At 73.0% G+C, this 13,734-nt stretch carries 16 protein-coding genes; all 16 read right to left on the bottom strand.

Annotated elements, in window-relative coordinates:
• The gene (gene lgt / locus QZL85_RS14830) at positions 1-969 is read right to left on the bottom strand and encodes a prolipoprotein diacylglyceryl transferase (RefSeq protein ID WP_295578186.1); all 969 of its coding nucleotides are present in this window, start codon (positions 967-969) and stop codon (positions 1-3) included.
• Between the two features lie 163 nt (positions 970-1,132).
• Positions 1,133-1,918 (bottom strand): tryptophan synthase subunit alpha, encoded by a 786-nt coding sequence (gene trpA, locus QZL85_RS14835; protein WP_295578188.1) that lies wholly within the window; start codon positions 1,916-1,918, stop codon positions 1,133-1,135.
• Entirely contained in the window at positions 1,915-3,174 is a 1,260-nt protein-coding gene (trpB, locus tag QZL85_RS14840; protein ID WP_295578191.1) for a tryptophan synthase subunit beta, read from the bottom strand. Before trpB ends, trpA begins: the two co-directional genes overlap by 4 nt.
• Positions 3,171-3,947, bottom strand: coding sequence for an indole-3-glycerol phosphate synthase TrpC (trpC, locus tag QZL85_RS14845; RefSeq protein WP_295578193.1), 777 nt, complete (start codon positions 3,945-3,947; stop codon positions 3,171-3,173). Before trpC ends, trpB begins: the two co-directional genes overlap by 4 nt.
• Position 3,948: 1 nt before the next feature.
• On the bottom strand, positions 3,949-4,179 hold the full coding sequence (locus tag QZL85_RS14850; RefSeq protein WP_295578195.1) for a DUF6704 family protein: 231 nt from the start codon (positions 4,177-4,179) through the stop codon (positions 3,949-3,951).
• A 72-nt stretch (positions 4,180-4,251) separates the two neighbouring features.
• Positions 4,252-4,851, bottom strand: coding sequence for a Trp biosynthesis-associated membrane protein (locus QZL85_RS14855; protein WP_295578197.1), 600 nt, complete (start codon positions 4,849-4,851; stop codon positions 4,252-4,254).
• Positions 4,848-5,204: a phosphoribosyl-AMP cyclohydrolase gene (gene hisI / locus QZL85_RS14860; protein ID WP_295578200.1), complete on the bottom strand. Its 357-nt coding sequence runs from the start codon at positions 5,202-5,204 to the stop codon at positions 4,848-4,850. The genes QZL85_RS14855 and hisI overlap by 4 nt, the downstream gene beginning before the upstream one ends.
• Positions 5,201-5,965 carry an imidazole glycerol phosphate synthase subunit HisF gene (gene hisF / locus QZL85_RS14865; RefSeq protein ID WP_295578202.1) on the bottom strand — a complete coding sequence of 255 codons (765 nt, stop codon included), beginning with the start codon at positions 5,963-5,965 and terminating at the stop codon, positions 5,201-5,203. Before hisF ends, hisI begins: the two co-directional genes overlap by 4 nt.
• A 1-nt stretch (position 5,966) precedes the next feature.
• Positions 5,967-6,809 (bottom strand): ATP phosphoribosyltransferase, encoded by an 843-nt coding sequence (gene hisG, locus QZL85_RS14870; RefSeq protein ID WP_295578205.1) that lies wholly within the window; start codon positions 6,807-6,809, stop codon positions 5,967-5,969.
• Positions 6,810-6,851: 42 nt separating this feature from the next.
• A complete protein-coding gene (locus QZL85_RS14875; protein WP_295578207.1) occupies positions 6,852-7,115 on the bottom strand; it encodes a phosphoribosyl-ATP diphosphatase in 264 nt (87 codons plus the stop codon).
• 49 nt (positions 7,116-7,164) lie between these two features.
• Positions 7,165-7,845 (bottom strand): ribulose-phosphate 3-epimerase, encoded by a 681-nt coding sequence (rpe, locus tag QZL85_RS14880; RefSeq protein ID WP_295578210.1) that lies wholly within the window; start codon positions 7,843-7,845, stop codon positions 7,165-7,167.
• A gap of 24 nt (positions 7,846-7,869) precedes the next feature.
• Positions 7,870-9,225: an RsmB/NOP family class I SAM-dependent RNA methyltransferase gene (locus QZL85_RS14885; RefSeq protein ID WP_295578212.1), complete on the bottom strand. Its 1,356-nt coding sequence runs from the start codon at positions 9,223-9,225 to the stop codon at positions 7,870-7,872.
• On the bottom strand, positions 9,222-10,154 hold the full coding sequence (locus QZL85_RS14890; protein ID WP_295578214.1) for a methionyl-tRNA formyltransferase: 933 nt from the start codon (positions 10,152-10,154) through the stop codon (positions 9,222-9,224). The genes QZL85_RS14885 and QZL85_RS14890 overlap by 4 nt, the downstream gene beginning before the upstream one ends.
• Before the next feature lie 8 nt (positions 10,155-10,162).
• Positions 10,163-12,115 (bottom strand): primosomal protein N', encoded by a 1,953-nt coding sequence (locus QZL85_RS14895; protein ID WP_295578217.1) that lies wholly within the window; start codon positions 12,113-12,115, stop codon positions 10,163-10,165.
• Between the two features lie 10 nt (positions 12,116-12,125).
• Entirely contained in the window at positions 12,126-13,319 is a 1,194-nt protein-coding gene (gene metK / locus QZL85_RS14900; RefSeq protein ID WP_295578219.1) for a methionine adenosyltransferase, read from the bottom strand.
• 105 nt (positions 13,320-13,424) lie between these two features.
• Positions 13,425-13,679 (bottom strand): DNA-directed RNA polymerase subunit omega, encoded by a 255-nt coding sequence (gene rpoZ, locus QZL85_RS14905; protein WP_028495727.1) that lies wholly within the window; start codon positions 13,677-13,679, stop codon positions 13,425-13,427.
• Positions 13,680-13,734: the final 55 nt, after the last annotated feature.

Consider the following 13,734-nt stretch of genomic DNA (forward strand, 5'->3'; position numbering starts at 1 on the left):
TTACGTGGTGACTTTGCTTGTGGCGGCGTCTGGGATGTCTTCGGGCGTGGTGGGTGCGCTGACGTCCACGAAGTCATCGGTGTCCCCCGATTGTACAACCCCGTCGGGCGTCCACTCGCGACCGGGCACGTAGACCGACGGCTCGAGGCCGAGGTGACGGCGTCGCTGGACGACCAGGATGACGATGCCGACCAGCACGCCGAGCACGGCCGCCCACACGTTCGTGCGGAGACCGAAGAAGATCTCGCTCGGATCGATGCGGATGGACTCCCACACGATGCGCCCGGCGCTGTACCAGATGAGGTAGACGGCGAACAGGCGACCCCACTGCATGCTCAGACGCCGGCCGAGCCACAGCAGCACGACGACGCCGATGAGGTTCCAGATGACCTCGTACAGGAACGTGGGGTGGAAGAGCGTGTCGTCGGCGAGGCCGGCGGGGAAGGCGGGGTTGTCGGGGCTGATCTCCAGCCCCCACGGCAGGTCGGTGGGCAGGCCGAACAGCTCCTGGTTGAACCAGTTGCCGAAGCGTCCCATCGCCTGGGCGAGCAGCAGACCGGGGGCGAGGGCGTCGGCGAAGCTCCAGAAGCGGATGCCGGTCCAGCGGCAGCCGAGCCACGCGCCGACGGCGCCGCCGAGGAGCGCGCCGAAGATGGCGATGCCGCCCTCCCAGATGAACAGCACCGCCCACGGGTTCTTGTCCTCGCCGAAGTAGAAGCCCGGGTGGGTCAGGACGTGGAAGATGCGGGCGCCGACGATCGCGAGCGGGACGGCGAGCAGGCAGATGTCGATGACGACCCACGGCTCCGCGCCGCGCTTGGTGAGGCGGTGGTTCGTGAGGAACGCCGCCGCGACGATGCCCGCGAGGATGCAGAGCGCGTAGAAGTGGATCGTCAGCGGTCCGACCTGGAAGCTGCTGATCGGCGGGCTCGGGATGCTGGCGACGACGGAGAGCGCGGAGAAAGTCACGCCGCGAGTCTACTTCGCCCCGCCCGCTCCCCCGCGCCGGTCGGCGCGCGAGGACCCCGTCGAACCGACATCGGCTCGCCGAACCCCTACGACCCCGACGCGAATCCTGCAGGGGCTCGGCGAGCCACGGTGGGTTCGCGGGAAGGGCGGGGGTGGGGGTGGGTCAGCGAGCGGTGCCGGCCGTCAGCGCGCGGGCGGTGGATGCCAGCTGCTCGAGGCCGCCGTCGCGCAGGGCGCGGACCAGCGCGGTGCCGACGATCGCGCCGTCGGCGTATTCGAGCACCCCGGCGACCTGGTCGGGCGTGGAGATGCCGATGCCGACGCAGGCGTGCGCCGCGCCGTGCGCGCGGAGGCGGGCGACGAGGCCGCGGGCCGCGGCATCCAACTCGGCGCGCTCGCCGGTGATGCCCATCGTCGAGACGGTGTACACGAATCCGGTCGAGGCGCCGACGATCATCTCGAGGCGCTCGTCGGTCGAGGTCGGCGCGGCGAGGAAGACGCGGTCCAGGCCCGTGCGCTCCGACGCGGCGATCCACTCGGCGGCGGCGTCCGGCGTGATGTCGGGTGTGATGAGCCCGGCCCCGCCGGCGGCCTGCAGGTCGTCGGCGTAGCGGTCCACGCCGTACTGCAGCACGGGGTTCCAGTAGGTCATGACGAGCACGGGGACATCGACGCGCTCCGCGATCGCGCGGACCGCCGTGAACGTGTCGCGGAGGCGGAAGCCGCCGGCCAGTGCCGCCTGCGTCGCCTCCTGGATGACGGTGCCGTCCATCACGGGGTCGGAGTAGGGCGGACCGAGCTCGAGGATGTCCGCGCCGTTCTCCGCGAGGGTCACGGCCGCGTCGATGCTCGTCTGCAGGTCGGGGAAGCCCAGCGGCAGGTACCCGATGAACGCGCCGCGACCCTCGGCGTGGGCCGCGTCGATGGCGGCGGCGACGCGCGAGCTCACAGCTCCGTCCCCTCGCCCTTCGCCTCGTCCGTGTCCGGCGGCGTGTCGACGGGGTCCGCGCCGTCGTCGTACAGGCCGAACCACTTCGCGGCGGTGTCCATGTCCTTGTCGCCGCGGCCGGACAGGCTCACCGCGATGATCGCGTCGGGGCCGAGCTCCCGGCCGAGGCGCAGCGCCCCGGCGAGGGCGTGCGCCGACTCGATCGCCGGGATGATGCCCTCGGTCAGCGACAGGAGGCGCAGGGCGTCCATGGCCTCGGTGTCGGTGGCCGGGATGTACGTGGCGCGGCCGATGTCGGCGAGCCACGCGTGCTCCGGCCCCACGCCCGGGTAGTCCAGGCCCGCGGAGATGGAGTGCGACTCGACGGTCTGGCCGTCCTCGTCCTGCAGGACGTAGGTCTTGGCGCCGTGCAGCACACCGGGTCGGCCGCGCTCGATCGAGGCGGCGTGCCGCGGCGTGTCCACGCCGTCGCCGGCGGCCTCGACGCCGTAGAGCTTGACGCCCTCGTCGTCGAGGAAGGCGTCGAACATGCCGATGGCGTTGGAGCCGCCGCCGACGCACGCGACCACGAGGTCGGGCAGGCGTCCGGTCTCGTCGAGGAGCTGCTGGCGCGCCTCCTCGCTGATCACCTTCTGGAAGTCGCGGACCATCGCGGGGAACGGATGCGGACCTGCGGCGGTGCCGAAGATGTAGTTCGTCGTCTCCACGGATGCCACCCAGTCGCGGTACGCCTCGTTGATGGCGTCCTTGAGCGTCCGCGAGCCGGTCGTGACCGGGATGACCTCGGCGCCGAGCAGGCGCATGCGGGCGACGTTCAGCGCCTGCCGTTCGGTGTCGACCTCGCCCATGTAGATCGTGCACTCGAAGCCGAACAGGGCGGCGGCGGTGGCCGTCGCGACGCCGTGCTGACCGGCGCCGGTCTCGGCGATGACGCGGGTCTTCCCGAGGCGCTGGGTGAGCAGCGCCTGCCCGAGCACGTTGTTGATCTTGTGCGACCCGGTGTGGTTGAGGTCCTCGCGCTTGAGGAAGATCCGCGCGCCGCCGGCGTGCGCCGCGAAGCGCGGCACCTCGGTGAGCGCGGACGGGCGGCCCGCGTAGCTGTGCAGGAGGCGGCGGAACTCGGCGTCGAACGCGGGGTCGGCCTTCGCCGATTCGTATTCGGCGGTGAGCTCGTCGATCGCGGCGATGAGCGACTCGGGCATGAAACGCCCGCCGAACTCGCCGAAGAAGGGTCCGGCGGCTTCTCGCAGACTCATGATCCAGCCTCCAGGAACGCATGCAGGGTCGTGACGGGGTCGTTCGTGACGAGCGCCTCGCCGATGAGGACGACGTCCGCGCCGGAGGCGCGGTAGTGGGCGACGTCGGCGGGGGTCAGCACCGCCGATTCGGCGATCCGGACGGCGCCGGCCGGGATGTGCTCGGCGAGGCGGCCGAACAGGTCGCGGTCCAGCTCGAACGTGGAGAGGTTCCGGGCGTTGACGCCGACGAGCTGGGCTCCGATGTCGGCGGCGCGCTGCACCTCTTCGAGGGAGTGCGTCTCGACGAGCGGCGTCATGCCCAGCTCGCGGACGAGGCCGTGCAGCTCGGCGAGGAGCGGCTGTTCGAGGGCCGCGACGATGAGCAGCACGAGGTCGGCACCCGCCGCGCGGGCTTCGAGCACCTGGTACGGCGTCGCGATGAAGTCCTTCCGGAGGACGGGCAGCGACACGGCCGCCTTGACGGCTTCCAGGTCGGCGAGCGACCCCTTGAAGCGGCGTCCCTCGGTCAGGACGGAGATCGTGGACGCGCCGCCCTGCTCGTAGCGGGATGCCTGGAGCGCGGGATCGGGGATCGCGGCGAGGTCGCCGCGCGAGGGACTCGCGCGCTTGACCTCCGCGATGATCTTGACGCGGTCGGCGGGCGCGAGGGCCGCGAGGGCGTCGCGCGCGGACGGCTGGGCGAGGGCGATCTTCTCGACGACGTCGAGCGGCCGGGTGAGCCTGCGCTCTTCGGCATCCTGCACCGCGCCGGCCGTCAGGTCGGCGAGCACGTCAGTGCTCTTTCGCGACGTACTTGTCTCCGCCGACACCGTAGCCGGCCTTGGCCAGGCCCCAGCCGACCAGGAGACCGACGATCAGAAGACCGAACGATGCCCACACGAGCACCGGCATGTCGAGGAAGAAGAAGAGCGTGCCGGCCGTGACCGCGACGAGCATGATCACGACGGCCGCCCAGGCAGCCGGGGAGTGTCCGTGGCCGGGGTCGCCGATGTTGTTGCTCATTGTTCTCCTTCGCGTGCGTGGCGGGCGTGCCCGCTCGGCAAGTCTAGCGGGGCGGTGCGGGGCGTCCGGGCATCACCGTGTCGGGTCATCGCCGCGACTGAGGTCGTCCCAGGAATCGATCGCGTCGTGCGGGCGGGACGAGCCGGGACGGTCGGCGGCCGGTGCGGCGGCGGTGCGGAAGCGCCGTCCGGAACCGCCCCAGGAGCGGGCCGTCATGAGCGTCAGAACCCCGCCCGCGACGATGAGCAGCGCTGTCGCCACCGCGATGTACGGCCAGGGGGTGGTGGTGAGGGATGCCACGAGGGCGCGCACCGTGTCGGTCCCGGTGAGCCCGGTGGCTTCGGCGATCGTCGAGGTGACCGCGTCGACGGGATGCTCGGCCACGATCCGCCAGGCGCCGGCGAGGAGTCCCACGCCGATCGCGACGGCGAGGACCCCGAAGACGTAGCGGGTCACCCGGCCGGCGATCGTGAGTGCCAGCCCCAGGGCCAAAGCGGCGAGGCTCAGCGGCGCGAGCAGAGGCAGGGCGGCGGCGCCGGGGACGTGCAGCGTCTCGCTCGCGCCGCCGCGGAGCGTGACGTCCAGCCACGTCTGGGTCGACGAGATGAGGGCCAGCGCCCCGCCGAGGATGACCGCGAGGACGCTCCACAGCCGCGCACGCCGTGCGGTCACCGCTCCCCCACGGCCGGGGTGAGGTCGTCGGCGTCGAAGCAGGTGCGGTCGCCGGTGTGGCACGCGGCGCCGACCTGGTCGACCGTGATGAGCAGGGCATCGCCGTCGCAGTCCAGGCGCGCGCCCTTCACGAACTGCGCGTGACCGGACGTGTCGCCCTTGCGCCAGTACTCCTGACGGGAGCGGGACCAGAAGGTCACCCGCCCCGAGGTGAGCGTGCGGCGCAGCGCCTCGGCATCCATCCACCCGAGCATGAGCACCTCGCCGGTGTCGTACTGCTGGATGATGGCGGGCGTCAGGCCCTGCGCGTCGAACGCGACGCGGGCGATCCGCGCCTCGATGTCGTCGGTCATCGGCGCACCTCGATCCCGTCGGCGGCCAACGCGTCCTTGACGTCGCCGATCGTCAGCTGCCCGGAGTGGAACACCGACGCCGCGAGGACGGCATCCGCGCCCGCGTGCACGGCGGGGGCGAAGTGCGCGGCACTGCCTGCTCCCCCCGACGCGATGACGGGGACGCTGGAGACCTCGCGCATGAGCCGGACGAGCTCGAGGTCGAACCCGTCCTTCGTGCCGTCGGCGTCGATCGAGTTGACGAGCAGCTCCCCCGCGCCGCGGTCGATGGCCTCGCGCGCCCAGGCGACGGCGTCGAGGGTCGTGAGGGTACGGCCGCCGTGGGTCGTCACGACGAACCCCGAGGTCGTGCCGGGGGCGCGCTTGACATCGAGGGAGAGCACGAGCACCTGCGCCCCGAAACGGTCGGCGATCTCGTCGATGAGGTCGGGACGGGCGATCGCGGCGGAGTTCACGCCCACCTTGTCGGCCCCGACGCCGAGCAGCCGCGCGACGTCGTCGGTGGTCCGCACGCCCCCGCCGACGGTGAGCGGGATGAAGACCTCTTCGGCGGTCCGCCGCACGACGTCGTAGGTCGTGGAGCGGTCGTCGACCGTCGCGGTGACGTCGAGGAAGGTGAGCTCGTCGGCGCCCTGCTCGTAATACCGGCGGGCGAGCTCGACGGGGTCGCCCATCTCGCGGAGGTTCTCGAAGTTCACGCCCTTGACGACGCGCCCGTCGGCGACGTCGAGGCACGGGATGACGCGGCAGGCCGGAGACATGTCAGAGCCGGGCGTTGTGGATCGGGGTGACGAGGATCGCCCGCGCGCCGATCGCGTACAGCGCGTCCATCACCTGGTTGACGCTCGTGCGCGGGCTCATGACCCGCACCGCGACCCACGCGGGGTCGCGCAGCGGCGAGATCGTGGGCGACTCGATGCCCGGCGCGATGGCCACGGCATCGTCGACGAGGTCCGCCGGCAGGTCGTAGTCGATCAGGACGTACTGGCGGGCGACCATCACGCCGCGCAGGCGCCGCAGCAGCGTGTCGGTGCCCTCCGCCTCCGTCGGTGCGCCGATGAGCACGGCCTCGGATTCCAGCAGCACGGGTCCGAAGATCTCCAGGCCCGCCTGCTTGAGCGTCGTGCCCGTCGAGACGACGTCGGCGACGGCGTCGGCGACCCCCAGCTGCACGGCGGATTCGACCGCGCCGTCCAGCGGAACGAGGTCGACGGCCACGCCGTGCTCGTCGAGGTAGGCGTCCACGAGCCCCGGGTACGCCGTCGCGACGCGCACGCCGTCGAGGTCGCGGAGGTCGGTGAAGGCGCCGGGAGGGCCCGCGAAGCGGAAGGTCGAGGCGCCGAAGCCGAGCTTCTCGATCTCCCGCGCACCCGGCATCCGGGCATCCAGGAGCAGGTCGCGGCCGGTGATGCCGACGTCCAGGGCGCCGGAGCCGACGTAGGTCGCGATGTCCTTGGGGCGTAGGTAGAAGAACTCGACCTCGTTGACCGGGTCGATGACGTGCAGGTCCTTCGGGTCGCGGCGGCCGATGTAGCCCGCCTCTCCGAGCATCTCGGCGGCGGTCTCGGCGAGCGAGCCCTTGTTCGGCACAGCGATACGCAGCATGTTGCGGGGGCTTTCGGTTCGGGGTGTACTCGGCGGCGTCGCTCAGAGATGTCGGTAGACGTCCTGCAGGCTGAGGCCCTTCGCGAGCATCATCACCTGGAGGTGGTAGAGCAGCTGCGAGATCTCCTCGGCCGCCTCGTCCGGAGACTGGAACTCCGCCGCCATCCACACCTCGGCGGCCTCTTCGACGATCTTCTTGCCGATCGCGTGCACGCCGCGGTCGAGCTGGGCGACCGTGCCCGATCCTTCGGGGCGTGCCGCCGCGGTCGCGGTCAGCTCCGCGAACAGATCGTCGAACGTCTTCACCCTGACAGGCTACCGGCCCGCGGGACGCCCCGGTGGCCGCGTGACGGCGTCAGTGGCGGTGATGCGCGGATGCCTCGGCGCGCAGCGCCGCGATCGCCTGGCCGGGATCGGCCGCGCCGAACACCGCCGATCCGGCGACGAAGGTGTCGGCGCCGGCCTCGGCGGCCTGCGCGATCGTCGACGCGCTGATGCCTCCGTCGACCTGCAGCCACACCTGCGACCCCCGCGCCCGCGCTTCGTCGGCGAGGCGGGCGAGCTTGGGCATCTGATCGGGCATGAAGCTCTGCCCGCCGAAGCCCGGCTCGACGGTCATCACGAGGATCTGGTCGAACTCGTCGAGCACGTCGTAGAGCGCCTCGACGGGCGTTGCGGGCTTGACGGCGACGCCCGCGCGGGCACCGATCTCCCGCAGACGCCGGGCGAGCCGGACGGGATCGGTGGCGGCCTCCAGATGGAAGGTGACCGATGCCGCGCCGAGCTCGGCGTAGCCGGGAGCCCACCGGTCGGGATCGGCGATCATCAGATGCACGTCGAGGGGCACGGGGCTCGTGGCCTGGATCCGCTCGACCATCTGCGGCCCGAACGTGAGATTCGGGACGAAATGGTTGTCCATGACGTCGACGTGCACGAAGTCCGCCGCCGCGATGCGCGCGAGGTCGGACTGCATGTTCACGAAGTCGGCGGCGAGGATGCTCGGGTTGATGCGGATGGCGGCGTCGTCGGAGGGCACGGCCCCATTATCGCGGGGCCGGCCTCAGCGGCGGCGCAGGAGCGTGATCGACATGGCATCCGTGCCGTGGCGGTGCGGCCACAGCTGGGCACGGCCCGACCCGTCGGCCTGCTCGGGTAGGTCGATCTCCCGTGGGGAGATGGATGCCAGAACGGCCCGCGCGTCGAGCTCCTCCAGCGCGTCGCCGCGCGAACGCCGGACATCGGCGACGACCGCGGCGGTCTCCGCCAGGTGCGGGGAGCACGTGACGTAGGCGACGATGCCCCCCGGGGCCAGGGCGTCGACGGCCGCCGTGAGGAGCTCCCGCTGCAGCTCGACGAGCGGGGCGACGTCGGCGGGGCTCTTCCGCCAGCGTGCCTCCGGACGCCGCCGCAGCGCGCCGAGGCCCGTGCACGGCGCGTCCACGAGGATGCGGTCGTACCGGCCGCGGCCGGCCCGATCCCGGCCGTCCTCCTCCGAGATCGGTACGTCCAGAGGGACGCCGGACACCGAGTCGCGGACGAGGCGCGCCCGGATGGGCGAGAGCTCGTTGGCCTCCAGGGCCGCGCCCCCCGCGAGCGCCTCGGCGGCGAGGACCGCCGTCTTCCCACCCGGCGCGGCGCACAGGTCGAGCCAGCGCTCGCCGCCGCGGATCGGCACGGCGCGGGTCAGGGCGAGCGCCGCGAGCTGCGACCCCTCGTCCTGCACGCGCACTCGTCCGGCCGCCTGCCGTACGAGCCGCTCGGGGTCTCCCCCGGCCAGGCGGAAGCCGATCGGCGAGTAGGGCGTCGCCTCAGCGCCGGCCGGCGTGTCGACGAGCCCCGGGAGCGCCGTCATCGTGACACCCGGGGCGGCGTTGTCGGCGGCCAGGAGGTCCTCGAGCTCGTCGGCCCTGTCCTCGGCGGTCAGCGCGCGGCGGAAGGCCCGGATCACCCAGACCGGGTGCGCGTAGCGCAGTCCCAGGCGCTCGTCGTCCGAGCGCGCCGCCGCCTCGATGCGGTCCAGCCACTCCTCGAGCGCCCGCTCCGAGATCCGGCGCAGCACGGCGTTGGCGAAACCGGTCGCCTTGGTGCCCGCGGTGTCCCGCACGAGGTCGACCGTCTCGTTGACGGCGGCGTGCGTCGCGACCCGCATCGACAGCAGCTGGTGCGCGCCGAGGCGGAGCGCGTCGAGCACGTCGGGGTCGATGGCATCCGGTCCACGGCCCGCGGCATCCGCGATGATCGCGTCGTACGTCCCCTGCAGGCGCAGCGTTCCGTAGGTGAGCTCGGTCGCGAGCCCCGCGTCCGCGGTGTCGAGACCGGCGAGCGTGATCTCCCGCGGGAGCAGCAGGTTGGCGTACGCCTCGGACTCGTGGACGGCGCGGAGCGTCTCGTACGCGACCCGGCGGGCGAGGTTCACGAGCTCACCGCCGTCTCATCGACGCGCGGGTTGTCCGACCGGAGGCCCCGCCACCAGTCCGCGGCCGCCATCGGCCCCTTGCCGGCCGGCTGGACGGTGCGAAGCGCCACGGTGCCGTCGTGCGCGCCGACGAGGACGGCGCCGTCGACGAGTGCGAGGCGGCCGGCGGCCAGGTCGGTCTCGGGGCCGCGGACGGCCGAGAGGACCTTGAGGCGCTGACCGCCGACGGACGTGTGCGCGCCCGGCTCGGGGGTCGTGCCGCGGAACCGGGCGATCACGGCGTCGGCGGATGCCGTGAAGTCCAGGGCGCCGTCGGCGATCGTGAGCTTCGGGGCGAGGGTCGGCTCACCGGTCTGCGGGACGGCGCGCGCCGTGCCCGCCGCGATCGCGTCGACGACGTCGACCAGCAGGGCGGCGCCCCGCTCGGCGAGGTCCGCGAGCACGTCGCCCGCTGTCGCCTCGGCGGGCACCTCGTAGCTCACGTCGCCGAACACGTCGCCGGCGTCGAGCGCCGGGACGAGCTGGAAGACGCTCGCGCCCGTGACGGTCTCGCCCGCCATGAGCGAGCGCTGCACCGGCGCGGCGCCGCGCCACGCCGGCAGGAGGGAGAAGTGCAGGTTGATCCAGCCGTGCCGGGGCAGCGAGAGGAGCGGCTCGCGGACCAGTCCGCCGTACGCGACGATGACGCCCAGGTCGGGTCGGAGGGCCTCGATCGCGGCCGTCGCGGTGGCGTCCAGCCTGTCGGCCTTCACGACGGGGACACCGAGGCCGTCGCCCGCCGTCGCGACCGGCGACGGCGTGAGGACGCGCTTGCGCCCGAGCGGCGCGTCGCCGCGCGTGACGACCCCGACGAGCTCGTGCGCGGACGCCGCGACGGCCTGCAGCGAGGGGACGGCCGGGTGTGGCGTCCCGGCGAAGACGATGCGCATGGGACTCCTCACAGATCCAGCTCGGGCACGTCGAGCCGCACTCTGAGTGTATTGCGCGTGCCCCGCTCCCTCGCCCGGCGGGCGCGCAGCGCCTCCGCGACGACGGCGGCACGCAGGTGCTCGGCGACGGCGCGGCCGTGGGCATAGTCGAACCGGACGAGGGCGCGCACGCCGCCGTCAGGGAGCGGCACGGGGCCGAGCACGGCCTCGGCGCCGAGCGACGGCACGGCGGTCCGCAGCTCGGCGAGCGTCGCCTCGACGACCGGCACGGTGCCCTCCAGCGCCGCGACGCGGACCGCGGGCGGCATGTGCAGCGGGATGCGGTCGGCGAGCTCGGCGCGGGCGTAGGCCGGCTGCGTCCAGGTCGCCAGTGCGCGGGCGACGGGGCCGGAGACCCCGACCAGGTGCACTGGCGCGCCGGGCGCCGCGAGCGTCGCGGCGTGCGACCACCAGCGCAGGCACGACTCGCCGATCCGCAGCTGCTCCGCCATCAGCATGCGGTCGCCGTCGAGCAGGATGACGGCGCGGTAGCCGCCGACGGCGGCGGGCTCGGCGCCGCGGGTGGCCACGACGAGGGAGGGACGGTGCTCGACGCGGGTGACGGGGTGCTCCCCGTCGGCGACGATGATCCGCGTGTTCGGGAACGCCCGGCCGAGTTCGTCGGCGGTGCGCTCGCTGCCCGCCGAGGCCATCCGCAGCTTCGTGGACTCGCAGTTCGTGCACGACCAGTTCGGCGCGGACCGGCCGCACCACGTGCACTCCGGTGCGGCGCCGGGCCGCCGCGCGCGCATCGGTCCGCCGCAGTGCCGGCACCGCGCGGGGGTGCGGCAGTCCGCGCACACGAGGACGGGCGCGTACCCCGGTCGGGCCACCTGGACGAGCACCGGGCCCCCCGCGGCGAGGGCTTCCCGCGCCGCCGCGAACGCCGCCGACGGCACACGCGCGCCGCGAGCCTCGCCCTCGCGCGTGGCGGAGAGCACGACGCGCGGGCTCGCGCGCCGCGCCGTCGGGATGTCGCGGACGAAGCCGATCTGCACGAGACGCTCGATGTCGGTGGTCCGGGTGTGACCCGCGAAGACGAGGGCGCTGCCCTCGAGCTCCTGCCGGATGAGGGCCGCATCGCGGGCGTGCACGCCGGGGCTCAGCGGCTCGGCCAGCAGCGGATCGCCGTCATCCCACACGACGACGACGCCCACCGCGGATGCCGGGGCGTACACCGTCGACCGGTTCCCGACGACGATGCACGGCGCGGGTGCCAGCAGGCGCAGGTAGGTCGCGTACCGCTCGGGCCCTGGCCGGCGCGCGTCGTCGCGGATCACCTCGGGCGCCCGTCCCTCGAGCGCGGCGAGCACCTGGTCCTCGTCGCGCTGGTCGGGCACGACGAGGAGGGTGCTGCGGCCCGCGGCGAGCGTGTGCACGGCGATCGCGGCGAGGAGCTCGGCCCACGCCCCCAGGACGCGCTCGGTCGAGGGGCGCGGCGGCGCGTCGAGCGCGAGCCGCTCCCCCGCCGCCAGCGCCTCGGTGAGGCCCGGATACCCGGCGAGGGTCTCGGCGGCCCAGGCGGCGGCCTCGGCGGCGACCGCCGTGACCGGCGGTGCCTCGGCGGCGAGCCACGCCTTCTCGGCGCGCACCGTGCGCTTCGGGATCGCGAGGCGCAGGATGTCGCTCGCCGAGCCGGCGGCCCGGTCCGCCGCGCGACGCGCGAGGGCGTACAGCTCGGGGGTGAGCACCGGGACGGTCGAGACGACGCTGTCGAGGTCGGACAGCGGCCGACCGGAGGTCTCCGCCTCCCCGCGCTCGACGAGATACCCCTCGACGACCCGCCCGGCGGTGCGCAGCGGCACCTTCACCCGGACGCCCGGCAGCGCCTCGGCATCCAGTTCCGCCGGCACGGCGTAGTCGAAGAGCCGGTCGAGCTGGGGCAGCGGGGAGTCGATGAGGACGCGGGCGACGCTCGTCACGGCCGCGGCTCTACAGTCGTGCGGCCGCGCGGAGCTCCTCGACGCGGTCCGTGCGCTCCCACGTGAAGTCGGGCAGTTCGCGGCCGAAGTGGCCGTAGGCGGCGGTCTGCGCGTAGATGGGTCGCAGCAGGTCGAGGCGCTCGATGATGGCGTGCGGCCGCAGGTCGAACACCTCGCGGATCGCCGCGGTGATGACCTCGTCGGCGACGTGGCCGGTGCCGAAGCTCTCGACGTAGAGGCCGACGGGCTTGGCCTTGCCGATCGCGTACGCGACCTGCACTTCGAGCCGGTCGGCGAGACCCGCCGCGACGGCGTTCTTGGCCACCCACCGCAGGGCGTACGCGGCGGACCGGTCGACCTTGGACGGGTCCTTGCCGCTGAACGCGCCGCCGCCGTGCCGCGACGCGCCGCCGTAGGTGTCGATGATGATCTTCCGGCCGGTGAGGCCGGCGTCGCCCTTCGGGCCGCCGATCACGAACGGGCCGGCGGGGTTGATGTAGTACTTGACGTCCGGCAGGTCCAGTCCCGTGCGCTCGAGGACCGGCTCGATGACCTCGGCGCGGATCGCTGCGCGGAGCGCCTTCTGCGAGATGTCGGGCTGGTGCTGCGTCGAGAGGACGACGGACTCGACGGTCTTGGGGACGGTGCCGTCGTAGCCGAGGGTCACCTGCGTCTTGCCGTCGGGCCGCAGGAACGGCAGGCTGCCGTCGCGGCGCACCTCGGCCAGGCGCTCGGCGATGCGGTGCGCGGTCCAGATCGCCATCGGCATGAGCTGCGGGGTCTCGTTCGTCGCGTAGCCGAACATGATCCCCTGGTCGCCCGCGCCCTGCAGGTCGTGCGGGTCCTCGGACCCGTCCTCGCGCCGCTCGAAGGCCTTGTCGACGCCCGCGGCGATGTCGGAGGACTGCGCGCCGATCGACACGCTCACGCCGCACGAGTCGCCGTCGAAGCCGGTCTCGGACGACGTGTAGCCGATCCGGTTGACGACGTCGCGGACGATCGCCGGGATCTCCACGTACGCGCTCGTGGACACCTCGCCGGCGACGTGCACGAGGCCGGTCGTCACGAGGGTCTCCACCGCGACGCGCCCGTCGGGATCGTCGGTGAGGATCGCATCGAGGATGCTGTCGGAGATCTGGTCGCAGATCTTGTCCGGATGCCCCTCCGTGACGGACTCGGACGTGAACAGGCGCAGCTGGGTCATCGGCTCTCCAGGAGACGGAAGCGAACGGGTGCGGAAACCATCATGCCCGCGGCACCTGACATGTCAGGGCACACGGGCATGGTGACGCCTCGCGGCGTCATAGAGTCACTCGGCCGGGCGAAGGCGGAGCTTGTCCTCGTGGATCTCGTGCATCGCGATGGTGAGCGGCTTGTCCTCGACGCTGGAGTCCACGAGCGGGCCCACGTTGTCGAACAGGTTCCCCTCGTGCAGGTCGGAGTAGTAGTCGTTGATCTGACGCGCGCGCTTGGATGCGTAGATGACGAGCTGGTACTTCGAGTCCACCTTGTCGAGCAGCGCGTCGATGGGCGGGTCGATGATGCCCTGGTTCGTTCCGGCCATGGCGAAACCTCCTGGATCGGATGTCATGGGAAAGATCGTGGCGCGGCGGCGCCGC

The organism is uncultured Microbacterium sp. (genome assembly GCF_900078385.1).
GTDB lineage: Bacteria > Actinomycetota > Actinomycetes > Actinomycetales > Microbacteriaceae > Microbacterium.

What these genes read in the sequence shown, in the direction of transcription:
- trpB (WP_295578191.1), bottom strand. Translation starts at nt 3,174, where the DNA reads ATGAGTCTGCGAGAAGCCGCCGGACCCTTCTTCGGCGAGTTCGGCGGG.
- QZL85_RS14850 (WP_295578195.1), bottom strand. Translation starts at nt 4,179, where the DNA reads ATGAGCAACAACATCGGCGACCCCGGCCACGGACACTCCCCGGCTGCC.
- hisI (WP_295578200.1), bottom strand. Translation starts at nt 5,204, where the DNA reads ATGACCGACGACATCGAGGCGCGGATCGCCCGCGTCGCGTTCGACGCG.
- hisF (WP_295578202.1), bottom strand. Translation starts at nt 5,965, where the DNA reads ATGTCTCCGGCCTGCCGCGTCATCCCGTGCCTCGACGTCGCCGACGGG.
- hisG (WP_295578205.1), bottom strand. Translation starts at nt 6,809, where the DNA reads ATGCTGCGTATCGCTGTGCCGAACAAGGGCTCGCTCGCCGAGACCGCC.
- QZL85_RS14890 (WP_295578214.1), bottom strand. Translation starts at nt 10,154, where the DNA reads ATGCGCATCGTCTTCGCCGGGACGCCACACCCGGCCGTCCCCTCGCTG.
- metK (WP_295578219.1), bottom strand. Translation starts at nt 13,319, where the DNA reads ATGACCCAGCTGCGCCTGTTCACGTCCGAGTCCGTCACGGAGGGGCAT.
- rpoZ (WP_028495727.1), bottom strand. Translation starts at nt 13,679, where the DNA reads ATGGCCGGAACGAACCAGGGCATCATCGACCCGCCCATCGACGCGCTG.